The sequence below is a fragment of the Actinomadura geliboluensis genome (genome assembly GCF_043197915.1).
GTDB lineage: Bacteria > Actinomycetota > Actinomycetes > Streptosporangiales > Streptosporangiaceae > Spirillospora > Spirillospora geliboluensis.
Window position 1 is genome coordinate 125,980 of record NZ_JBICUA010000008.1, and the last position, 21,865, is coordinate 147,844.

The 21,865-nt window shown below is 72.1% G+C and carries 21 protein-coding genes and 1 pseudogene; 12 read left to right on the top strand and 10 right to left on the bottom strand.

Features of this window, described 5'->3' with window-relative positions; all coding sequences use genetic code 11:
• Positions 1-106: 106 nt before the first annotated feature.
• Together ACGFI1_RS25435 and ACGFI1_RS25440 are read left to right on the top strand one after the other, a co-directional pair.
• Positions 107-1,348: an ROK family transcriptional regulator gene (locus ACGFI1_RS25435; RefSeq protein WP_138634768.1), complete on the top strand. Its 1,242-nt coding sequence runs from the start codon at positions 107-109 to the stop codon at positions 1,346-1,348.
• Between the two features lie 90 nt (positions 1,349-1,438).
• The gene (locus ACGFI1_RS25440) at positions 1,439-1,984 is read left to right on the top strand and encodes a hypothetical protein (RefSeq protein WP_392788490.1); all 546 of its coding nucleotides are present in this window, start codon (positions 1,439-1,441) and stop codon (positions 1,982-1,984) included.
• On the opposite strand, the gene ACGFI1_RS25445 is transcribed toward ACGFI1_RS25440, so the two are convergent.
• The 5 genes from ACGFI1_RS25445 to ACGFI1_RS25465 all read right to left on the bottom strand — a co-directional run bounded on the left by ACGFI1_RS25445 (position 1,969) and on the right by ACGFI1_RS25465 (position 7,512).
• Positions 1,969-2,253, bottom strand: a complete 285-nt coding sequence (locus ACGFI1_RS25445) for a chorismate mutase (protein ID WP_392788493.1) — start codon at positions 2,251-2,253, stop codon at positions 1,969-1,971. The genes ACGFI1_RS25440 and ACGFI1_RS25445 overlap by 16 nt on opposite strands.
• Positions 2,254-2,280: 27 nt before the next feature.
• Positions 2,281-3,816, bottom strand: coding sequence for a serine/threonine-protein kinase (locus ACGFI1_RS25450; protein WP_392788496.1), 1,536 nt, complete (start codon positions 3,814-3,816; stop codon positions 2,281-2,283).
• A gap of 136 nt (positions 3,817-3,952) precedes the next feature.
• On the bottom strand, positions 3,953-5,701 hold the full coding sequence (locus tag ACGFI1_RS25455) for a protein kinase domain-containing protein (protein ID WP_392788498.1): 1,749 nt from the start codon (positions 5,699-5,701) through the stop codon (positions 3,953-3,955).
• An 82-nt stretch (positions 5,702-5,783) separates the two neighbouring features.
• Positions 5,784-6,197, bottom strand: coding sequence for a MarR family winged helix-turn-helix transcriptional regulator (locus tag ACGFI1_RS25460; RefSeq protein WP_392788501.1), 414 nt, complete (start codon positions 6,195-6,197; stop codon positions 5,784-5,786).
• A 19-nt stretch (positions 6,198-6,216) separates the two neighbouring features.
• Positions 6,217-7,512: a GH1 family beta-glucosidase gene (locus tag ACGFI1_RS25465; protein ID WP_392788503.1), complete on the bottom strand. Its 1,296-nt coding sequence runs from the start codon at positions 7,510-7,512 to the stop codon at positions 6,217-6,219.
• Positions 7,513-7,652: 140 nt separating this feature from the next.
• Between ACGFI1_RS25465 and ACGFI1_RS25470 the strand changes: the two genes are divergently transcribed.
• From ACGFI1_RS25470 to ACGFI1_RS25490, 5 genes are all read left to right on the top strand, one after another.
• The gene (locus ACGFI1_RS25470; RefSeq protein WP_138634789.1) at positions 7,653-8,276 is read left to right on the top strand and encodes a TetR/AcrR family transcriptional regulator; all 624 of its coding nucleotides are present in this window, start codon (positions 7,653-7,655) and stop codon (positions 8,274-8,276) included.
• A gap of 110 nt (positions 8,277-8,386) precedes the next feature.
• Entirely contained in the window at positions 8,387-8,995 is a 609-nt protein-coding gene (locus ACGFI1_RS25475) for a hypothetical protein (RefSeq protein ID WP_240807242.1), read from the top strand.
• A gap of 200 nt (positions 8,996-9,195) precedes the next feature.
• Positions 9,196-10,302, top strand: coding sequence for a ferritin-like domain-containing protein (locus ACGFI1_RS25480; protein ID WP_138634792.1), 1,107 nt, complete (start codon positions 9,196-9,198; stop codon positions 10,300-10,302).
• Between the two features lie 261 nt (positions 10,303-10,563).
• Entirely contained in the window at positions 10,564-11,409 is an 846-nt protein-coding gene (locus ACGFI1_RS25485; RefSeq protein WP_392788506.1) for a hypothetical protein, read from the top strand.
• A 473-nt stretch (positions 11,410-11,882) separates the two neighbouring features.
• Entirely contained in the window at positions 11,883-12,536 is a 654-nt protein-coding gene (locus tag ACGFI1_RS25490; RefSeq protein WP_387069442.1) for a septal ring lytic transglycosylase RlpA family protein, read from the top strand.
• Between the two features lie 20 nt (positions 12,537-12,556).
• On the opposite strand, the gene ACGFI1_RS25495 is transcribed toward ACGFI1_RS25490, so the two are convergent.
• Positions 12,557-13,486: a hypothetical protein gene (locus ACGFI1_RS25495; RefSeq protein WP_392788508.1), complete on the bottom strand. Its 930-nt coding sequence runs from the start codon at positions 13,484-13,486 to the stop codon at positions 12,557-12,559.
• 134 nt (positions 13,487-13,620) lie between these two features.
• Here ACGFI1_RS25495 and ACGFI1_RS25500 point away from each other — a divergent pair.
• Both ACGFI1_RS25500 and ACGFI1_RS25505 read left to right on the top strand, forming a co-directional pair.
• A pseudogene (locus tag ACGFI1_RS25500) lies at positions 13,621-14,867 on the top strand (RNA-guided endonuclease InsQ/TnpB family protein).
• 245 nt (positions 14,868-15,112) lie between these two features.
• Positions 15,113-15,475, top strand: a complete 363-nt coding sequence (locus tag ACGFI1_RS25505; protein ID WP_387069440.1) for a YkvA family protein — start codon at positions 15,113-15,115, stop codon at positions 15,473-15,475.
• Between the two features lie 60 nt (positions 15,476-15,535).
• Here ACGFI1_RS25505 and ACGFI1_RS25510 read toward each other — a convergent pair whose 3' ends face one another.
• From ACGFI1_RS25510 to ACGFI1_RS25525, 4 genes are all read right to left on the bottom strand, one after another.
• Positions 15,536-16,348, bottom strand: coding sequence for a hypothetical protein (locus ACGFI1_RS25510; RefSeq protein ID WP_392788511.1), 813 nt, complete (start codon positions 16,346-16,348; stop codon positions 15,536-15,538).
• Positions 16,345-16,836: a SigE family RNA polymerase sigma factor gene (locus ACGFI1_RS25515; RefSeq protein ID WP_138634803.1), complete on the bottom strand. Its 492-nt coding sequence runs from the start codon at positions 16,834-16,836 to the stop codon at positions 16,345-16,347. Before ACGFI1_RS25515 ends, ACGFI1_RS25510 begins: the two co-directional genes overlap by 4 nt.
• A gap of 48 nt (positions 16,837-16,884) precedes the next feature.
• Entirely contained in the window at positions 16,885-17,634 is a 750-nt protein-coding gene (locus ACGFI1_RS25520; protein ID WP_274704589.1) for an IclR family transcriptional regulator, read from the bottom strand.
• Positions 17,635-18,653: 1,019 nt separating this feature from the next.
• Complete coding sequence (locus ACGFI1_RS25525) at positions 18,654-18,962, bottom strand: hypothetical protein (protein ID WP_392788515.1); 309 nt, start codon at positions 18,960-18,962, stop codon at positions 18,654-18,656.
• 208 nt (positions 18,963-19,170) lie between these two features.
• Here ACGFI1_RS25525 and ACGFI1_RS25530 point away from each other — a divergent pair, with 208 nt between their 5' ends.
• From ACGFI1_RS25530 to ACGFI1_RS25540, 3 genes are all read left to right on the top strand, one after another.
• Complete coding sequence (locus ACGFI1_RS25530; RefSeq protein WP_392788517.1) at positions 19,171-19,407, top strand: hypothetical protein; 237 nt, start codon at positions 19,171-19,173, stop codon at positions 19,405-19,407.
• A gap of 147 nt (positions 19,408-19,554) precedes the next feature.
• The gene (locus tag ACGFI1_RS25535) at positions 19,555-19,803 is read left to right on the top strand and encodes a TFIIB-type zinc ribbon-containing protein (protein ID WP_171068862.1); all 249 of its coding nucleotides are present in this window, start codon (positions 19,555-19,557) and stop codon (positions 19,801-19,803) included.
• 253 nt (positions 19,804-20,056) lie between these two features.
• On the top strand, positions 20,057-21,841 hold the full coding sequence (locus ACGFI1_RS25540; RefSeq protein ID WP_386871980.1) for a fatty acyl-AMP ligase: 1,785 nt from the start codon (positions 20,057-20,059) through the stop codon (positions 21,839-21,841).
• Positions 21,842-21,865: the final 24 nt, after the last annotated feature.

A 21,865-nucleotide genomic window follows, 5' to 3' on the forward strand; every position in this document is an offset into this window, starting at 1 on the left:
TCCTGGTCAGGGAGCGATGCCCGCTCTTCTTTCCAACGCTCGGGCAACCCTGTTCTAATCCGTCCGCGATGGGGCCGGGGGCCGCTCCTTGGGTAGCTTGGACGGCATGTCCTCCTCTCTCCTGTCGGGTGTCACCGGCCCCGCGCGGCGGGTGCCGCAGCCGACGCGGCGGCGCAACGCCGGCGCCGTGCTGCGGGAGGTGCACCGGGACGGGGCGGTGTCGCGCACCGAACTGGCCGAGCGGATGGGCGTCAACCGGAGCACGATCCTCACACTGATCGCGAAGCTGGCCGCCACCGGGCTGGTGCGGGAGGAGCCGGCCGCCGCGACGGGCCGCGCGGGCCGGCCGTCGCTGGTCGTCCGCGCGGAGAGCGCGCGGGCGTACGTGCTGGCCTTCGACGTCGCCGTGGACCGGCTCGTCGCCGCCAGGGTCGGCCTCGGCGGGACGGTGCTGGAGCGCCGGGAGGCGCCGCGCCGCCGCGGCGAGGACGACCTCGACGAGGTGGTCGGCGCCCTCGCCGGGTTCGGCGGCGCGCTCGTGGCCGCCGCGCCCGACGGAGCGGAGTGCGTCGGCGTCGGGGTGTCGTACTGCGGCATGATCAGGGCCGTCGACGGCAAGGTGCGGCTGGCGCCCACCATGGGCTGGACGGACCTCGACGTCGGCCCGGAGCTCGGCCGGCGGCTGGGGCTCGGGCTGCCGGTGGCGGTCGGCAACGAGGCCCACCTGGGCGCGCTGGCCGAGTACGTGCGCGGCGCGGGCGTCGGCAGCCGCAACCTCGTCTACCTGCACGGGGACGTCGGGGTGGGCGGCGGCATCATCGTCGGCGGCCGGCTGCTGGACGGCGACGAGGGCTACGCCGCCGAACTCGGCCACATGATCGTGAACCCGTACGACGGGCGGCCCTGCAACTGCGGTTCGCGCGGCTGCCTGGAGGCGGAGGTCGGCGAACCGGCGCTGCTGGAGGCCGCCGGACGCGCCGGCGGGCCGGTCGGCCGGGACGGCGTGCGGGCGGTCGTCGCGGCGGCCGAGCGGGGCGACCCGGCGGCCCGGGACGCCCTGGACCGGGTCGGCGGCTGGCTCGGCATCGGCGTCGTCAACCTGATCAACCTGTTCAATCCCGGCGTCGTCGTCTTCGGCGGCATGCTGAGCGAGATCTACCGGGGCGCGGCGCCGCAGGTCCGGGCCCGCGTCCGGACGAGCGGCCTGCCGGTGTCGCGGGAGCGGGTCGCGCTCCGCACCGCCGCCCTCGGCTACGACGCGACGCTGGCGGGCGCCGCCGAGCTGGGCTTCGCCGCGCTGCTGGCCGACCCGCTGGGCGTCCTCGGCGCCGAGCGCGCGAACGCGTAGGCCCGGACGGCCCGTTTCCCTCCGGCGGGGGATGGTCACGGCTCTCGCGGGTGACGTGGCGGAGGGGCCGCGCCGATGAGCATGAAGTCCATGACCACCACCACCACCCGTCCGGTGCCCGTGTGGGCCGACCGCGTCGCCCACCTCGTCCCGCTGACCGTCCTGCCGTCCGGCCTGTGGCGGATCGCCCTCGGCCTCGGCGTGCCGATGGGGTTCGCGGAGGGCGGCGAGATGGCCGACTTCCCGCATCCGATCGGCACCCCGTACGTCTTCGCGCTGAGCGTCGTCTGCGAGCTCTTCGCGCTGCTCGCGTTCGGGCTGGTCCGGCCGTGGGGCGAGGTGTTCCCGCGCTGGTTCCCGCTCGTCGGCGGGCGCCGCGTGCCCGTGCCGTTCGCCGTCGGCGCGGCGTCTCTGGGGGCGGCGGCCGTAACGGCCCTGGGCCTGGTGGGCGCTTCCGGCTGGACGGACGCGATGGCCGACAGCGACAGCCCGCACGGCTTCGCCGGGGCCGTCATGACGGCCGCCTACGCGCCGTTCCTCGCCTGGGGGCCGCTGCTGGCGGTGCTGACCGTCCACTACTACCGCCGCCGGACGGTGCCGGCCGCGGGGCGGCTCTCGGGTCAGCTCGGGCGCTGAGCGGCGTGCTCCGCCAGCTCCAGCTCGATGAACGCGGCGATCATCGCCCGCCAGACGGCCTCCGCGACCTCGGGCGCGAGGCCCGCGTCCGCCGCCCGCCGCCGCGCCAGCGCGACGACCCGCTCCACCCGGTCCGGGGCGCGGACCGCCTGCTCGTCGGTCTTGAAGGCGGCGGCGGCGCGCACCAGGCCCTGCCGCTCCGCCAGCAGGCGGACGAGCTCGCCGTCGATGCCGTCGATCCGGGCCCGCACCTCGTTCAGCGAATCCATGGGGCGATCATTCCAGCTCGCCCGGAGTCAGCCGTTTCCGCCCCAGCGCGGGCCGCTGTAGCGCATGAGGACGCCTTCGAGCTCCTGCCGGGAACCCTTGATCCGGTGGACGGGCATGACGACGATCCAGCCCGTCTTCCTCTCCAGGTAGCACAGCGGGGTGCGCGGCCCTCTCGTCGGTGGATGACCGGTGCCGGCGGCAGGGGAGACGCAGAGCGACCATCCGGCGGGTGAGTCCGCGCGGCGGACCACCACGCGGCCGATCCCCTGCCACGGGTAGCGGACGAGCCGGCCGCCGAACCGGACCTGGATGCCGTTGTGGCTGATTTCCAGGTCGCACGGGCTCAGCAGTTCCCTGATGAGCGGGACGAGCCAGGCCACGGGGACGCGGACGAGCGCGATGGCCATCACGAAGAGCACCGCGAGGATCAGCACGAGCAAGGGCTCGCCCCCTGAGTCCGCCATGCTGACCACGCCCTTCAAGGTGAAGAGGCCGAGGACGAGGCCGAGCAGAAAGCGGAGCGAATGCCCGACGAGCGCCAGCGCGACGGGAAGTCTGTTGCCTTTGAACAGCACGGGCGGAAGCCGCGTGGTGGCATGGGTTTCGGGGGCGACGAGCGTCCACCCGCTGGCCTCGCTCGCGGCTCCTTGACCGGTTCCGGCTCCTTGCCCGGCTCCAACCCGGGGGCCGGTCCCGAAAGCGGGATCGGTGCCGGGGGCGGGATAGCGGGTCAGCATTTCCTGGACGGGCTGCGGAAGCCACGCCCCGCTGCCTCCGGCCGGGCGCAGTGCGTCCAGCAGTTCCGGCGGCTTCGGACGTGCCGCCGGGTCCTTGGCGAGGCAGCTCGCGACGATGTCCCGGAGGGGAGCGGGCAGGGCGTCCAGGTTGGGTTCCTTGTGGACGACCCGGTAGACCAGGGCCTCCGACGGCCCTTCGCCGAAGGGCCGCACCCCCATGACGTGCGCGAGGACGGCGCCGAGGACGAAGACGTCGCAGGCGGGCGTGACCGTCCCCTCGGACAGCAGTTCGGGCGCCATGAATCCGGGCGTCCCGGCGTGCGCGGTGACACCGGACGCGTCCACGGCGCGGGCGATGCCGAAGTCGATGACGCGCGGGCCGTCGGCCGCGAGCAGGACGTTCGAGGGCTTGAGGTCGCGGTGCACGACGCCGGCCAGGTGGATGGCCTCCAGGGCCTCCGCTAACCCGGCGCCCAGCACGAGGGCCGACTCCAGCGGGAACGGCCCGTGCTCGGCGACGGCGGCGGCGAGCGACGGACCGGGGACGTAGGCCGTGACCAGCCACGGGACGGGGGCGTCGAGATCCGCGTCCACGACCGGGGCGGTGTGGAAGCCGCCGACCTGGCGCGCCGCTTCGACCTCGCGTTTGAAACGCCGCCGGAACTCGGCGTCGGAGGCCAGCCCCGGATGGACGAGTTTGACCGCCACCGGGCGCCCGCCCGGCGACGAGCCGAGGAATACCTGCCCCATTCCGCCCGCGCCCAGCCGGGCCGAGAGCGCATATCGGCCGACCGCGCGAGGGTCTCCAGGTCGCAGGTCCTCCACCGCGGCTCCCCGTGCTCCGATGTTCAGGTTTCCGCTCGCCGGGGCGAGTCGACCGCCATTAAAGCGGACCGGTGCGGCGGGGTGTAGGTCAGGAGACGCAGAAGTGGCGAATACGGGAAGGGATGGCAATCGGGCGCTATGCCGCCGAGGTGGTGAACTCGGTGATCGTGACCTTCTGCTTGGGCTGGCCGTCGTCGCCGCTCTCCGTGCCCTTCCCGGCGACCCGGTCGATGACGTTCAGACCGGAGGTGACCTGCCCGAAGACCGAATAGGAGTGGTCGATGGCCGGTGCGTCCCCGTAGAGGATGAAGAACTGGCTGCTGTTAGTGCCGGGGCCTGCGTTGGCCATGGCCACGGTGCCCCTGTTGTAGGGCGCGGACGTGTTCTCGTTGGCGAACACGTAGGACGCGCCTCCGGCTCCGGTTCCGGTCGGGTCACCGCATTGGAGGACCTTCAGGCTCGGGTTCGTGGTCAGGCGGTGGCATGACGTGCCGTTATAGAAGTTCTTCTTGACGAGGAATGCGAGCGAGTTCACCGTGCACGGCGCCGCCGGGTCCAGTTTCAGTTCCAGGACGCCGACGTTGGTCTTGATGGTGGCCTTGGTGGGCAGTTGGGGCGGGCTGACCGGCGGCGTCCCGACGAACTTCACCTGATTGCTGGACGAGGGCGGGTAGGTGCATTTGGCTCCGGCGTGCGTCGTCTGCGCGACCGGCTTGCCGCTGTTCGGATCGTCCGTCTTCTTCTTGCCGGACTCGTCGCCGCCGTTCAGCAGGATCGCGGTGGTGAGCCCGCCCACCACCAGCAGCACACCGGCCGCCGCCGCACCGGCGACGAGCAGCGGACGCTTGCTCCGTCCCTTCGCCGGGCGTGTGCTCGCGGCGGCGGCGGGGAAGCCCGGCGGCAGCCCGACCGGGCCGGCGCCGGGAGCGGTGCCCCCGCCGAACGGAGGCCCGGCGTTGGGCGGCGCGGGGGCGGCGGCCGGCGGCGTCCACGGGCCGGCCGGAGGCGGGGGTGCGATCGGCGCGGCGGCGGGCGCGGTACCGGCGGGACGGGTGGCGGCGGAGGTGCCCTCGGCGAGGAGGTTGGCGTCCGGCCCGATGCCGAGGAGCCGCTGGAGCACCTGCGTGGCGGTGAGCCGGTCCGCCGGGTCCTTGGCCAGGCAGGACGCCGCGAGATCGCGGAGCCGGTCGGTGAGCGCGCCGAGGTCCGGCTCCCCGTACAGGATGCGCTGCATGATCGCCGGGACGGAGCCGCCGCCGAACGGCGGCGCCCCGTTGGCGGCGAACGCCATCGTGCAGGCCCACGCGAACATGTCCACGGGCGCGCCGCCGGACGAGCCCGACACCTGCTCGGGCGCCATGTAGGCGGGCGTGCCGACGGCGCCGGTCATGGTGGCGGACGTGGCGTCGAGCGGCCGGGCGATGCCGAAGTCGATGACCTTCGGGCCGTCCGGGCCGAGCAGCACGTTGGCCGGCTTGAAGTCGCGGTGGACGACGCCCGCCTCGTGGATCGCGGCCAGCGCGGTCGCGGTGCCGATCGCCAGCCGGACCTGCTCGTCGGGCAACGCGGTGCCGCGCTCGGCGATCAGGTCCTTCAGCGACGGGCCGTCGACGTACTCGGTGATGATGTGCGGGAGGTCGTCGTCGGCGGTGGCGGCGAGGACGCGGGCGGTGCAGAACGGGGCGACGCGGCGGGCCGCGGCGAGCTCCCGCTCGAACGCGGTGCGGGCCCGCGGGTCCCGGCCGAAGTCGGCGTGCAGCAGCTTCACGGCGACGCGCTGCCCGGTCTCGTCCGACTCGCCCAGGTAGACGGTGCCCTGGGCGCCCTCGCCGATCCGGGCCGTCAGCCGGAATCCGCCCACCTCGCGCGGATCGTTGCTGCGCAACGGACGACTTTCCGGCATCCACTACCTCCCCGGCGAAAGCGGAGAGAGCAGACTATCCGGGAGGTCCGCCGCGGCGCGCGGGTCAGTCCGTCCGGCCGATGCGCAGGAGCAGGTCGAGGAGGGCGGCCCGCTGGTCCTCCGCCAGCGGGGCGAAGAGTTCGGCGAGGGCCTCGTCGGCGACGGTGTGCCCGGCCGCCAGGGTCTTCTCGCCGGCGGGGGTGAGGTGGTGCTCGATGCTCCGGCCCGCGCCCGGGCGCCGGTCGATGAGCCCCTGCGCGGTGAGGCGCCCGGCGAGCGTCCCGAACGCCTGCTCGCTCTGGAACGTCTCGGCGGCGAGCGCCCGGGCGGACGCGCCCGGGGAGCGGCTGATCGCCCGGAGCGCGTCCCACTGCGCCAGCGTGGTGCCGACGCCGGCGAGCCTGCCGTCAAGGGCCCTGTGGTGCCGGTACTGGGCCTGCCTGAGGGCTCTACCGAGGACTTGTCCTTCGACGGCCATACACCCAGCGTAAAACCGGTTACGGCGACGCTATGAGATCCCTGTACCAGCCGTAGGACTTCTTTGGGGTGCGCTTCTGCGTCGCGTAGTCGACGTGGACGAGGCCGAAGCGCGGGTGGTAGCCCTCGGACCATTCGAAGTTGTCCAGCAGCGACCACGCGAAGTAGCCGCGGACGTCGATGCCCTCGTCGACGGCGGTGCGCATGGCCTTGATGTGGGCGTCCATGAACGCGATGCGGGACGAGTCGTCCACCGTGCCGTCCGCGCCGATCTCGTCGGGGAACGAGCACCCGTTCTCCGTTATATAGAGCGGCGGCAGGTCGTAGCGGGTGTCGAGCGTGCGGAGCAGTGACAGGAAGGCGTCCGGGACGATCGGCCAGCCCATGCCGGTCGTGGGGTACTCGGTGATCTCCGTGATCTCGAACGGCAGCGGCCCTTCGGCCGGCGTCTTCAGCCGCGTCGGCTGGTAGTAGTTCACGCCGAGGAAGTCGATGGGCGAGGCGATGACCGACATGTCCGCCGAACGGATGTAGGGCGCGTCCCCCATCAGGTCGGGGTAGCGGCCGAGCAGCACGGGGTCGGTGAACAGCCGGTTCATGAACATGTCGAACGCGTCGGCGGCGGGCTGGTCGGCGGGGGACGCGGCCCACGCCGGCGAGTAGTGGTTCGTCAGCCCGACGGCGCGGGCGTTGCGGCTGCGCAGCGCGGTGACGGCGAGGCCGTGCGCGAGGAGCTGGTGGTGCGCGGTGGGGAGCGCGTCCAACATCAGCGCCCGGCCGGGCGCGTAGACGCCGAACGCGTAGCCGTAGGCCATGACGACCACGGGCTCGTTCAGGGTTATCCACATGTCCACGCGGTCCGCGAGCCGCTCGGCCGCCAGGTAGGAGAATTCGGCGAACCGGTAGGCGGTGTCACGTTCCAGCCACCCGCCGGCGTCTTCGAGCGGCTGCGGGAGGTCCCAGTGGTAGAGGGTGGCGGCGGGGGAGATGCCGGCGGCGAGCAGGCCGTCCACGAGCCGGTCGTAGAAGTCGAGGCCCTTGGCGTTGACGGGCCCGCTCCCCGACGGCTGGACGCGCGGCCACGCGATCGAGAACCGGTAGGCGTCGACGCCGAGGCCCGCCATCAGCGCGACGTCCTCCGGCCACCGGTGGTAGTGGTCGCAGGCGACGTCGCCGGTGTGGCCGTCCCGGACGCGTCCCGGCGTGCGCGCGAAGGTGTCCCAGGTGGACGGGCCCCTCCCGTCCTCGTCCACCGCGCCCTCGATCTGGTAGGCGGCGGTGGCGACGCCCCAGCGGAAGCCTTCCGGAAGCCCCATCGCGATCCCCTCCCGAAAATGCGAATAGCCTTCGGATATTAGTGGCGGGGTGGTGCGGGCGGAAGACTCCGGTGGCCCCGGGGTGGGTAACGGCTAGGCGGTCCATGCGGGGCACCCCCGCGGTCGGGGACAATGACCTGGTGACCGAGATCCGGACCCCGCTCCGCCGCCGTCCCGCCCAGCGCCGCAGCGCCGAACGCGTCCAGCGGATGCTCGACGCCTGCGCGGACATCCTCGACGAGGACGGCTACGACGGCCTCACCACGACGCGCATCGCCCAGCGCGCCGAAGTGGCGATCGGCTCGGTGTACCAGTTCTTCCCCGACAAGCGCGCCGTCGCGCAGGCCCTCGCCCTGCGCAACCTGGAGGAGTTCGGCGACCGCATCTCCGCGCGGCTGGCCGCGGGCGGGTTCGGCGACTGGTCCGACACGGTCGGCGCCATCATCGAGATCTTCGTCGAGATGCACCGCACCGTCCCGGGCTTCCGCGTGCTGCGGTTCGGCGACGTCGCCGACGTCAACCTGCTCGACTCCGACGCCGACAACAACGCCGTCGTCGCCGACCGGCTGCGCCGCATGATCGTGGGTACGTTCGACGTCCAGGACACCCCCGGCCTCGCCACCGCCCTCGCCATCGCGGTCGAGGCCGGCGACGCCGTGCTGAAGATGGCCTTCCGCCGCAGCCCCGAGGGCGACCCCGAGATCGTCGCCGAGGCCGAGCGCATGATCCACGCCTATCTCGCCTCCCACATCCAGCACTCCTGATCGGCGCCCTCCCCCATCGCCCAAAGGCGTCGGGGTCCCCCACTCCCGGAAAAACCGGGATGTCGGGGACGCGCTGTGGCAGACTCCCACCGCACAACGCGACAGAACGGGTGAGTCCGCTGGACGAAGAGAGACTGCAGGCGCAGAACAGGCTGCTGATCCGGCAGCGGGTGCGCCTGATGGTGAACCAGTACGAGGTGCACGCCGAGGCCCCCGGCGGCGGGGAGGGCGAGCTGCTCGCCTTCGCGCAGCAGAAGCGGTTGGCGTTCAAGGAGCAGGTCACCCTGTACTCGGACGACACCAAGACGCGTCCGATCCTCGGCTTCAAGGCGCGCAAGCGGATCGACCTCGCGTCCGCCTACGACATCACCGACGCGCACGGGCAGCCGATCGGCGTCTTCCGCAAGGACTTCAAGAAGTCGCTGCTGGCCTCCACCTGGCACATGGAGCAGCCGGGCCTCGGCGTGACCACCGGCAGCGAGCGCAACAAGTTCGTGGCCGTGCTGCGGCGCGTCTGGCAGATCATCCCGTACGTGGACAGCCTGCCGTTCGCCTGGCCGTACCACTTCGACTTCTACGCGGGCGACCAGGTCGTCTTCTCGGTGGAGAAGAAGTTCGGGTTCCGCGACCGCTACACCGTCGACATCAAGGACCCGCGCCTCGACCGCCGGCTCGTCATCGCGCAGGCCGTCGGCCTGGACGCCCTCCAGTCCCGCTGACCCGGCGCCCGGCGCGCACCGACCCGCCTCGTCACATCGCCCGCATCTCCCTCCGGGGAGGTGCGGGCGACGGCTTTGGGACGTTCCCGCGAGGGCCCTGGTTTCCCCGGGCTTTACATGTTACGAAGGTATGTAAAGCCGTGGGCGGTGCAGACCGGCGTCGCGAGGGCGCGGCGCAACGCCTGGAGGAGGATCCCCCCGTGAGTTCCTTTGACCTCTACTCCACCCCGGTCCCGACCGAGACGTGGAACGTCCCCATGGCGGGAGAGACCCGCTTCACCTGGGAGTACGACGACGGACGCGACCGGCTGCTGAACCTGTACCAGAAGGGCAAGGACAAGCAGTGGGACGCGCAGAAGCGCATCGACTGGGACCTTGAGGTGGACCCCCTCAACGTCGCCGGGCTGCCGGAGAACTTCAACCCCCTCTTCGGGTCCGACATCTGGGAGAAGATGTCGCAGAAGGAGCGGGACGAGTTCGGCCGGCACCAGGGATCGTGGCTGTTCAGCCAGTTCCTGCACGGCGAGCAGGGGGCGCTGAACGTGTCGGCGCGGATCGTCCAGTCCGTCCCCGACCTGGACTCGAAGTTCTACGCCGCGACCCAGACGATGGACGAGGCGCGGCACGTCGAGCTGTACACGAAGTTCCTGCACGAGAAGATCGGGATGTACTACCCGATCAACCAGGACCTGGCGAAGCTGCTCGCCGAGTCGCTGGAGGACAGCCGCTGGGACCTGCCCTACCTCGGCATGCAGGTCCTCATCGAGGGCCTCGCGCTCGCCGCGTTCGGGCTGTACCGCGACATGTCGACGAACCCGCTGGTCAAGCAGCTGCTGGCGTACGTCATGCAGGACGAGGCGCGGCACGTCGCGTTCGGGCGGCTCGCGCTCAAGGACTACTACGCCGAGCTCACCGAGAAGGAGCGGGCCGAGCGCGAGGAGTTCGTCGTCGAGGGCTGCTACCTGATGCGCGACCGCTTCAAGGGGCGCGAGATCTTCGAGACGCTCGACATGCCCGTCGAGAAGTGCATGGAGTTCGTCGACAACTCCGATATGTACACCCTCTATCAGTCCCTGCTGTTCAGCCGGATCGTGCCGTGCGTCCGGGACGTCGGCCTCTGGGGCGACAAGGTGCAGGCGGCCTACCAGGACATGGGCGTTCTCGACAACGCCAAGGCCGACCTTGAGGCGCTGATGAAGCAGGACGAGGAGATCGCCGAGAAGGTCGACGAGGAGCGCTACGCGGCGGAGGTCGCTGCGCGCAAGGACGAGGTCGACGAGGCCATCTCGCTCGGCGCGGCCGAGTAACCGGGCCGGACGGAGGCGGGGGCGCCGGGCGCGGCGCCCCCGCCTTCTCTTATGTCGGGAAATTGTCATCCTTGGCCGACTCGGGCACGGCCGAGTATCAATTCCAGGGAGATCTTTCCGCGGTTCGGCAATTGATTCCCTAATCGGCCGTACGCGCCTTCCGGTTGTACTAACGTCCCCGCTCGACGGTGCGCCGAATTCGCCGGTCCGGCGGGCGCACATCACACGTGCAGGGTCAAGCCGGAAAAACCGGGGGGAAACATGAACCGATCTGCCAGAGGTCTGCTGGGCGCCGCCGTCGTCGCTCCGTTCGCCGCCGTGCTCGCGGTCGCGTCCGCGCCCGCGAACGCCGCGCACACGCCGGCGGGGGACGTGCCGGGCCCGTCCACCGAGCTCCTCTACGACACGGCCGCCGCCGCCCACCCGATCAGCGGGGCGGTCCCGGACCCCGTCCTGCGGACCGGCGGTCAGACCGCCGAGCGCGCGACGGGCGCCGTCGACGACGCGCTCCGCGCCGCTCCGGGCGCCACCGACATCGCGCCCGTCTCCGCCCGGCGGACGGCCGCGGTGCCCGCCCCGCCGGACTCCGGCGTGGCGGACGGCGGGGCGCTCCTGAAGAAGCTCGGCGACACGGTCGGCCAGGGCGCCATCGGCGACCTGCCGGGCGCGCGGGCCGCCGAGCCGGGCGCGCGCCGCACCGGCGCGCCGGTGAGCATGCCGGCCGACGGGCTGCAGGAGGTGCTGCCCGCGAACGTCGCCAACGTGCCGGCCACGCTCGCCGCCGCGAAGGCCGTCGGGGTGCCGGTCGGCACGATGCTCTTCCCGCCGCGCGAGCGCCGCGCCACGCCGGTGCCGGCCGACGACGTCCTCGGCCAGACCAACGGGGCCGTGAACGACGCCGGCGTGAAGCTCGACCAGACCCAGGAGGGGCTCGGCAACGTCGTGGACGTGCTGAAGGCCAAGGGCGCGACCGAGCGCCGGGCGGACGGCCCCGGCCCGCGCCCGGCGGCCGGTCCGCTGGAGGGCGGTCCGCTGGAGAACGGTCCGCTGGCGGGCCCGCTGTCCATGCTGAGCACGACCGGGCTCGGCGTGCCCGGACTCGGGTGACGCGCACCCTCTAGTCCACCGCGACGGGGCGTTCCGCGGATGCGATCGGCATCCCCGGGACGCCCCGTCGCGTTGTCCGCGAACGGTTGTTATCTGCCCGAGATCGCCGGTCAAGGGAGAGTAAAGACGATCTACATAGGGCGTGACCGCGTGAAGTTGATCGACTCCGCAGCGCAAAGAGTCGGGTGACAAACCCCACAAACCAGGGCCCTACGTCTTGATTCACACGAGACACAACGTACGGTCAAGGACTTGTGCGGCGCTTTAGTGATCAAAAGTGAAGAAGCATTTCCCGCCGCACCTGCCGGACGCCGGACCGCGATGACGCGGACGCGCCTGAGAGCGGCGCGGAGACGGGACGGGCGAGCGCGCCCGCCGGCGGCGGAGGACTCGGGGGACGGAGAGGTCGCCTGAGCGCGCCGTGAGATGAAGCCGGGCGTCCGGGGCCCTGTCCCCTAACAAAGGACTCCTCTGTGAGCAGCCCTGTTAGACGTCTGCTTCGCGCGCGCCTGCGCACCGTCCTGATCGTCTCCGGCGCCGCCGTCGCCGTCCTCGCCGCCGGGGCGTTCGCCCTGGTCAACGGTGACGGGTCGGCGAGATCCGCGCAGGCGGCGCAGACCGCGAAGCGGCCCGCCGACCCGCTCGCCGACCGCCCGGACGCCGATGCGCCGCGGGTGAGCCGCGGCGGGACGCGCGCACCGGAGCCGTCGCCGACGGCGTCGAAGGACCCGGAGAACCAGCAGCGGCCCAAGGAGCGGGAGAAGGCGCCGAAGTCGGACGCCGCCGCCGCGCACCTGGCGAAGCCGAAGAAGAAGACCGCGAAGAAGCACAAGGTCATCGAGTCGGGATCGTGCAAGGCCTCCTACTACTGGGAGGGCCAGATGACCGCGAGCGGTGAGCGTTTCGACCCCGACGAGCTGACGGCCGCGCACAAGACGCTGCCGATGGGCTCCAAGGTCCGGGTCACGAACAAGAACAACGACCGTTCGGTCGTCGTCCGCATCAACGACCGCGGCCCGTACGCGGGCGGCCGCTGCCTGGACCTGTCCAGGGCGGCGATGAAGAAGGTCGGCGGCACCGGGTCGGGTGTGATCCCCGTCCGCTACGAGGTGCTGTCGCGCGGCTGAGCCGCGTCATCTCCCGCCGGTCACGAGGGGTGGCCGGCGACCGCTCCCGGCCGCGCGGCCGGGGCGGCGCCGGCCGCGCCGTCCGCCGACCAGGCGCCGTGCCTGCCGTCCTCGGCCGGCCCGGTGTCGGCCAGATGGTCGCGGAACCAGTCGGTGAGGGCGGTGTCCACCTGGACGGCCTCGGTGATGGGCGGGCGCGGCTCGGTGCCGGGCTCGGCGGCCAGCGCGTGCCCCATCCGGAACGTGGTCGACTCGACGGCTCCGGTGCCGTGCCGGCGCAGCAGGTCGCGCAGGGCGGTGATCTCGCGGGGCGGGACGACGCGGTCCTTGGCGCCGCCGATGAGCAGCGTCGGGACGTCGCGTCCGGCGAGGCCGGGGGCGAGCGCGCCGAGGTCGAGGCGGTCGGCGCGGGCGGCGGCGTGGGGCGTCCAGTCCCGCTCGCGGCCGGACCGCTGCTCCACCGCCCGCGCGGCCCGCGCCGGGGCGGTCACGGGCGCGACGAGCGCGGCGGTGCGCACCGGCACGGTGTCGCTCAGGACGGCCAGCAGCGCGGCGGCGGCGCCCGTGCTGAACCCGGCCAGCGCGACCGGGCCGTCCGGGAGGGCGAGGTCGCGGCGGATCTCGGCGAGGGCGGCGGGCAGCCGCTCCACGGCGTCCTCGACCGCCGCGCAGTACGCCTCGATGGCCTCGGTCTCCAGGATCGCGCCCGAGCCGAGCCCGCCGGGCGAGCGGCCCGGCAGGTCGAGGAAGACCCGCCACACCGGCACGCCCGTCATCGGGACCGCCGCCGCGAGCGCCGCGGCCGTGCGGGGCGGGTCGAACCCGGGCCAGGCCACGATCAGCCGGACCGGGCCGGAGGCTTCGGCGTCGACCGCGGTCGGGGGCAGCGCGACGTAGGCGTCGCCTGCCGCGGTGCCATGGACGGGACGGTTCGTATGGTCGCCGCTCATCAGAAGCCTCCGAGGAAGTCCCCACCTTCAGGTGGGGGAGGAATCGGCCTGCTGCGGAGCAGAACAGGGGCAGGCGGTTCGTGATCTACCATGACAGAGCCGGTCTTAACTGATCTCGCGGTACGATGTGAGCCATGGCGCAGACCGTGAGGCGGGCCTTCAAGTACCGCTTCTACCCGACTCCCGAGCAGGCTGGCGAGCTTGCCCGGACATTCGGTTGCGTCCGCCTCGTCTACAACAAAGCTCTCGAAGAGCGAACCCGCGCTTACACGCTGGAGGGCCGCCGCGTCTCTTACGTGGAGTCCTCGGCGGCGCTCACCCAATGGAAGAGGACACCCGAACTGGCGTTCCTGGGCGAGGTGTCCTCGGTCCCTCTGCAGCAGGCGCTCCGGCACCTTCAGGCAGGGTTGGCGAACTTCTTCGCCAGGCGGGCCAAGTACCCGAAGTTCAAATCCCGTAAGAAGTCCCGGGCGGCGGCGGAGTACACCCGCTCCGCCTTTCGCTGGCGGGACGGCCAGTTGACGTTGGCGAAGATGGATGCGCCGCTGGACATCGTGTGGTCGCGGCCGCTGCCGCAAGGCTCGGAGCCGTCCACCGTGACCGTGTCGAGGGACGCGGCAGGCCGCTGGTTCGTGTCGATGCTGGTCGAGGAGAAGATCTCCCCGCTTCCTCCGGTGGAGCAGTCGGTAGGCGTGGACGCGGGAATCACCGCGCTGGCGACGCTGTCCACCGGAGAGAGAATCGTCAACCCCAAGCACGAGCGGAACGATCGCAAGAAGCTGGCCAAGGCACAACAGACCCTGACTCGCAAGGAGAAGGGCTCGGCCAACCGGGACAAGGCCCGACGGAAGGTCGCTGGCATATACGCACGGATCGTCGACCGTCGGCGGGACCACCTGCACAAGCTCACCACTCGACTCGTCCGCGAGAACCAAACGGTCGTGATCGAGGACCTCACCGTACGCAACATGGTCAAGAACCACAGCCTTGCCCGCGCCATCTCCGACGCGTCCTGGCGCGAACTGCGGACAATGCTGGAGTACAAAGCCGCCTGGTACGGGCGGGAGCTGGTGGTCGTGGACCGCTGGTTCCCCTCCTCCAAGCTGTGTTCCGCGTGCGGGACCATACGTGGGAAGATGCCACTGAACATCCGCGAATGGACCTGCGTCTGTGGCGCTGTACATGACCGGGATGTCAATGCGGCCAAGAACGTGCTCGCCGCCGGGCTGGCGGAGAGCTGAAACGCCTGTGGAGCTGGTGTAAGACCTCAAGAGGAGACCTCCTCGGCGGGCAACCGGCGGTGAAGCAGGAAGCCTCACGGGTGACCGTGGGACCCCCTCTTGACGAGGGGAGAATGTCAAATCGGTTCGTCACTCCTTGAAAAAAGGAACGTGCCGGTCGTGCTGGGGGAGCCGCCCGTAGGGACATGCTGGCAGCGGACGCCGGGCAACACGCCGCGAATCGCCGCACCTCGACCGCGGGAGTGATGAAGAACTCACCTCTCCTGGCCTCGAAGGTCGCCGCGTGATCCGACAAGAGGGAACATTTCCGACGGTCGTCGCGTCGTAGTCAGACGTGGGCGCCGCGGGGGCGCGCCCTCACGACCCGTTCGGACGAGGAGTGCTCGTGGACAGGAAGCGCAGCGCGGCCGCCGCCGGCCAGGCATGGCAGATCTACAGCGAGACCCTGAAGCCCGACGCGCCGGGGTTCTGGGAGCGCGTGCGCGCCGTTCCGCGGATGCTCAAGTCGGTCCTGCGCGGGCAGTACAAGGGCATGTCCTTCGGGACGCTCGGCCTGCTCGCCCTCGGCCTCGTCTACATCGTCTCCCCGATCGACGCCGTCCCCGACGTGATCCCGGTCGTGGGCATCGCCGACGACACCGGCCTGGCCCTGTGGCTCGCGGCCGTGCTCGTCCGCTCCGCCGGCGACTTCGTCACCTGGGAGCGCAGCGGCCGCCCGACCGTCATCGTCGGCGAGCCCGTCGACTGACGCGCCCGTCGACCGACGAGCGCGCGGCGCCCCCGCGTAGGGCGGGGACGCCGCGGCCGGTCAGGGCACCTCGACGTGGACCGGGGTGCCGTAGCCGGAGAACTCGATCACGGACGTGAACCGCACCGGGTCGCGGTCGGCGATCTCGGGGTCCGCGGACCTGATGACGGTCGTCTGCTCGATCCGCCGCACCTTCCGATCGGCCACGGTGACCGTCCCGTCGACGCGGTCGCCCGTCGGGGGGCCACCGGTCTTGAGGGGCGCGTACGTGAACGTGTACGTCCCCTCGTCGGCGGGCGTCACCCTGCCGAGCGTCTGCAGGCGCCGCAGCAGGGACGCCGGGTCCGCCGCGAGCGACGCCGGGGCGAGCGTGCCCCGGGACAGCATGCCGAAGCCGCCCTCGATCTCCTTCCAGGTCCCGCGGTAGACGTACGTCCGGTCGTCGACGAACCGCAGTTCCGGTGCCGTCCGCGCGGACAGCGGTCCGCGCAGGTAGCCGCGGTGCTTCGCGGCGTCGAAGGCCCCCCGGTACCGCTCGACGTGCGGGCGCCGGTCCCCCTGCCGCATCGTGTTGGTCATCTCGACGGTGAAGCTCGTCGCGGAGGTCGCCTCCACGGCGGCGACCAGCGTCGTCCGGCCGTCCGCCTTCCCGGGCGACTGCACGGGAGCCGTCCCGGAGGCCGTCCCGGCCGCGAGCGCGACCGCCAGCGCGCCGGCCGCGGCGGCGGTGGTGGATCCGCCGAGCACCGCCGCCCGCCGAGTCCGCTTCGCTCGCCTGCCGCGCCGCAGCACCTCGTCCACCGGGGCCGGGGACGGCGTGCCGCCGGACAGGGAGCCGAGCGCGTCCGTGAGCCGCCGCTCCTGAACGTTCACAGGGAGACCTCCTCCTTCGCGCCGAGCAGGCCGCGCAGCCGCGCCATCGCCCGGGAATGCTGCTTCTTGACGGTCCCGACGGAGCACCCCAGTGCCGCCGCGACCGACTTCTCCGTCATGTCCTCGTAGTGGCGCAGGAAGACGATGGCGCGCTGGCGCTGCGGCAGGGCCAGCAGCGCGCGGCGGAGCTCGTCGTCCGGTCCCGCCGGCGCCGCGACACCGCGGTCGGGCCCGGCGGCCGTGAGCGTCTCCCTGCGGCGCCGCCGCCACCGGCTGACGTTGCCGTTGACGAGCATGCGCCGCAGGTAGGCGTCGGGTTCGCCGGCCGAGACGCGGCGCCACCGCACGTAGAGCCGCACCAGGCAGTCCTGGAGCAGTTCCTCCGCGAGGTGGGGGTCGCCGGTCAGGAGAACGGCCAGCCCGTAGTGCCGGGTCCATGCCGCCGCGACGAAGGCGCTGTACGCGTCGTCGTGCGTTGTCTCTTTCACGGCGCTCTAACGCGGCGGGGGCGGTGGAAGGTTGACAGCCCGCGCGCGTCAGGACGTCGTGGGGCTCAGTTCCTTCGCGAAGCGTTCGGCGGCGTCCCGCATGATGGGCACGACGCCCGGGACGGCCTCGCTCGTCATGCGCCCGGACGGGCCGGACACCGAGATCGCCGTCAGCGTCGGCGTCCCCGGCAGCGGCACCGCGACGCAGCGGACGCCGATCTCCTGCTCCTCGTCGTCCAGCGCGTAGCCCTGCTCGCGGATCCGGTCCAGCTCGGCCAGCAGCGCGTCCGGGTCGGTGAAGGTCTTGGGGGTGTGCGCGTCCATGCCCGTGCGCGCCAGGATCTCCCGCACCCGCTGGTCGGACAGCTGCGACAGCAGCGCCTTGCCCACGCCGGTGCAATGCGGCTGGACGCGCCGCCCCACCTCGGTGAACATGCGCATCGAGTGCTTGGACGGCACCTGCGCGACGTAGACGGCCTCGTCGCCCTCCAGCACCGCCATGTTGGCGGTCTCCCCGATCTCGTCCACCAGGCGGGCCAGCACGGGCCGCGCCCACGTGCCGAGCAGCCGGCTCGCGCCCTCGCCGAGCCTGATGAGCCGCGGCCCGAGGGCGTACCGCTTGGACGGCTCCTGCCGGACGTAGCCCTTGTTCACGAGCGTGCGCATCAGCCGGTAGATCGTGGGCATCGGCAGCCCGGAGACCTCCGTCAGCTCCGACAGCGCCATCTCGCCGCCCGCGTCCGCCAGATGCTCCAGCAGGTCGAACGCGCGCTCCAGCGACCGAACGGCCTCCGCCACCCCGGTCTCCTCTCCCTCGCCGCAGCCAAACCCGATTCTACGGAGAACCGTTTTCGCTATGTGAAAGAGGGTCCGCCACCGGAGTGATGCACGTTACTAGCACCGGCGTTTTGGCAATAACTGTCTGTGCCCGGCGCCGCGGCGCCGCCCCCCTGGCAGCCATGAAGGAGACCGCTAGGGGGAACGGTGCGCCGAAGGACATGCTGGGGTGCGATCACTGCCACCGGCACGCTGGCCGTACCGCTCGTGCTGATGAGCCCGGCCGCCGAGGCCGTACCGGACGGACGCCCGGCGAACGTCCGTTTACTCATGAACCAGGAGCTCGCCGGCGTCACCACGTCCGGACCTGAGTACGCCGTGGTGTACACGGTCCGTGTCCATGCGGAAGGCGGCATCGCGCGCGGCGCGACCCTGCGCCTCACCGCAGAGCGCCCTCTCGCCTGGACGAGTCGCCCGGCTGACTGCACCGAGGCCGGTCCAGGGCGCCTCGACTGCGCGCTGGGTGACGTCGGCGAGAAGCCACGGGAACGGACGGCCACGCTGCGGCTCCCCGCGTCAAGGGTGTCGGAACCGTCGGCGAAGCCCCTGAACATCCGCGCGATGGCGGACGCCCCGAACGCCGCCGGCCGTTCGTTGGACGCCGTGTTCGGCTTCTCGGACACCACCTCGACCTCGCCCACGCCTACGTCCACGCCTTCGTCTGCGCCCACGTCCGAGCCGTCCTGTGACGGCGCACCGTGCCCCACGGAACCGTCCCGCCCGAAGCCCGTCCCCAGCCCCTGCCCGTCCGGGGAGTTGAGCAGCGACGGCAGCGCCTGCGCGTCCGCCGAACCGTCCGCTCCTGAGCAGAACGCTCACTCACCGACCGATTCGGATAAGCCAGAGGCAGACACCTCGCCTACCGCCGATCCCTGCACCACGGGCGACGCGAGTCTGGGACGGAGCCCATGCCCTACGCCGGAGACGTCCGATCCGAAGCCGACCTCAAGTGGGCACTCCGGCCCCGCACCCACGGCCGGTCAACCGAGGCCGAGCCCAAGCGGCAGCCACTTGCCGACAAGTACGCCGTGTGGCACTGGCAAGCCGCGCAAGGGTTCGAAGCCCTGCCTCGCCTCGGAGAGCCCTGAGGCGACTCCTAGCCCGTCCACGCCGAAGCTGAGTACGGGCGGCAGCCACGCCCCGAAGACGTCCAGCCCGAAGACGTCCAGCCCCAAGGCGTCCAGCCCGAAGCAGTCAGTGCCGAAGACGACCGTGCCGAAGCCGACTGCGCCGAAGGTGCCTGTGCCGGAGGTGGCTGAGCCAGAGGCGTCTGTGCCCGAGCCCAGCACGAGCGCTCACCCCACCAAGAAGCCTGCGGAGCTGCCCAGTTTCAGCGGTCAGGCCACTGATGCGCCTGATGACGGTCAGTGCGGCGAGGACGAGCCCTGCGTCGCGGTGGGGCCTCCAGGGAGTGGCGACGGTCCGGACGGGGGTGTGCTTCCGGGGCCGGGGGCCGGCGGACCGCCGCCGCCCAGCGTCGCGCCCCCGAAGGAGGTCGTGCTGCCGCCCGTCAGCGCGGCTCAAGGGCCGCGGGCCGCGTCCGGCGCGAACCGGATGACGCTGATGGCGCCGGTCGGGCTGGAGCAGGGCGACGAGCTGGACTGGGCGGTCGTCGTCGGTGTCGCGCTCATCGCGGAGATCGGGCTGCTCTGGGGGGCCGCCTGCATCGGCCTCTACAGGCGGCGGCTGGCGCTGCGGCGGTCGCTGGAGGCGGGTGACGCCGCCGCCGGGTGACGCGCCCGGACGGGTGGAAGGCGACGCGAACGGGGGCGCGTCGCCTTCGGACAGACGGATCGAATGGCGGACCATACCGAAACGGCCGCCATGTCAGTAGGCTGTCCGCCTGACAGTAAAGCCGTCGTTACGGACAGGGGATCCGGTATGTCAGAGACGACGCTGCAGTGTCCGAAGTGCGAGTCGAAGCTCGACACCCACGAACGCCACGGCGTGGTGATCGAGGAATGCCCGGGATGCAAGGGCGTGTTCCTCGACCGCGGCGAACTGGAGCAGTTGATCGACGCCGAGAGCCGTTATCTCGCGGAGCTTCCGGACGAGGTCAACCCGGAGACGACGTACCAGGGGCGGCACCGCCGGGGCATCGTGGAGCGGATCTTTTCCGGCGAGGCGTGAGCGCGGGCACGGTCGGTGACCGGGCGAACGCCCAGGCGTGAAAGGGATTTTCCGCTTGTCACGGGGGTGACAAACCCGGCTTCGGCGAATGTGGCCGGGAGCTAATATCGCGTGCTGACTACCATCCGGTAGCTTGACGATCATCGCCGGTCGCCGGGGGGCGCGCCCCGGCCGACGCGGCCCGGCTCCGCCGATGGCGCCCGCCCGTCCGCACGAGGGCCCCGTCCGGCCCGTCCCCTCGGGAGAATGTTCAATGGCTCTGGGCTCGCTGCTTCCCGAACTGCTGCCCGGCGGCTCCGGCCGCACCCCGCTGATCGAACGGGTCGCGAGGTGGGCGAGGGAGAAGCCGGACGCGCCGGCCTACACCTTCGTCGACTACTCGGCCGACCCGGCGGGCGCGCACGTCACGGCGAGCTGGGCCGAGACGGACCGCCGGGCGCGCGCGATGGCGGCGACGCTGCGGCAGGTCACCGGGCCGGGCGAGCGGGCCGCGCTGCTGCTGCCGCAGACCCTCGAGTACATGATGACGATGCTGGGCGCGATGCACGCGCACGTCATCGCGGTGCCGCTGTTCTCGCCCGACCTGCCCGGGCACGCCGACCGGCTGATCGGCGCCTACGCCGACGCGGAGCCCGCGGTCATCGTCACGACGCGGAACGCGCTGCCGCACGTGGAGAAGTTCCTCGCCGACCACGACGTCCCCCGGCCCAAGGAGATCGTGTTCGCCGAGGAGGTCGACCTCGCGCTGGCCGACCGGTGGGAGGACGAGCCCATCGGCTTCGACGACCTCGCGTACCTGCAGTACACGTCGGGGTCGACGCGCCGCCCGGCCGGGGTCGAGATCACGCACGGGAACGTGACGGCGAACGCGGCGCAGCTGTGGTCCGGGTGGGCGCCCGAGAAGCCGAACCCGGAGCTGGTGAGCTGGCTGCCGCTGTTCCACGACATGGGCATGATCGCGACGATGGCGCTGCCGCTGGTGAACGGCGACCACGCCATCTACACCGACCCGGTGTCGTTCATCATGAACCCGATGCGCTGGCTGCAGCTGATCGCGTCGCGGCCGGGCAGGAACGTCTACACGGCGGGGCCGAACTTCGCGTTCGAGTACGTCGCGACGGCGGCGACGCCGGAGAAGATCGCCGGCCTGGACCTGTCCGGGCTGACGACCTGCCTGAACGGCGCCGAGCCGATCCGCCCGTCGACGCTGTCGGTGTTCGCGGACGCGCTGGCGCCGGCCGGGCTGCGGCCGGGCGCGCAGGCCCCCGGCTACGGGCTCGCCGAGGCGACGGTGTTCGTCACCGCGGCGGCCGAGGACGTCCCGCCGAAGGTCATCTCGGTGGACCGGGAGGCGCTCACGCAGGGCGAGCTGCGGCTGCGCGAGGGCGGGTCCGAGCTGGTGTCGTGCGGCGGCCCCTGCGGGCAGCTCGTCGCGATCGTCGACCCGGAGACGCGGGTCGAGCAGCCGGACGGCCGGGTCGGCGAGATCTGGGTGCACGGCCCCAACACGGCCCCCGGCTACTGGCGCAACTCGGAGCGCAGCCAGGACACGTTCGGCGGCGAGCTGAGCGAGCCCGGCGACCTCCCGGCCGGGCCCTGGATGAAGACCGGCGACTACGGCGTCGTTCACGAGGGCGAGCTGTACGTCACCGGCCGCATCAAGGACCTCATCATCGTGGACGGCCGCAACCACTACCCGCAGGACATCGAGGTCACGACGCAGGAGGCGCACGCCGCGGTCCGCCCCGACCACGTCGCCGCGTTCGCGCTCACCGGTGAGGAGACCGAGCGGCTCGTCGTCGTCGCCGAGCGCAACCGCCGCGTCCCGCTCGGCCGGCTCGACCTGGACGAGGTCGAGGCGGCGGTGCGCGGCGCCGTCAACATCGAGCACGAGATGGGCGTGCACGACTTCGTGTTGGTCGAACCGGGTGGCGTGTCGCGCACGTCGAGCGGAAAGATCGCACGTGCGGCGACGCGGCGGCGGTACCTCGATGGCGCGCTGCCGACGACGGCGGCGCGGCTGGCGTCCCGCAAGTAGCTTCGACACGGGCGGCCCGCCGCC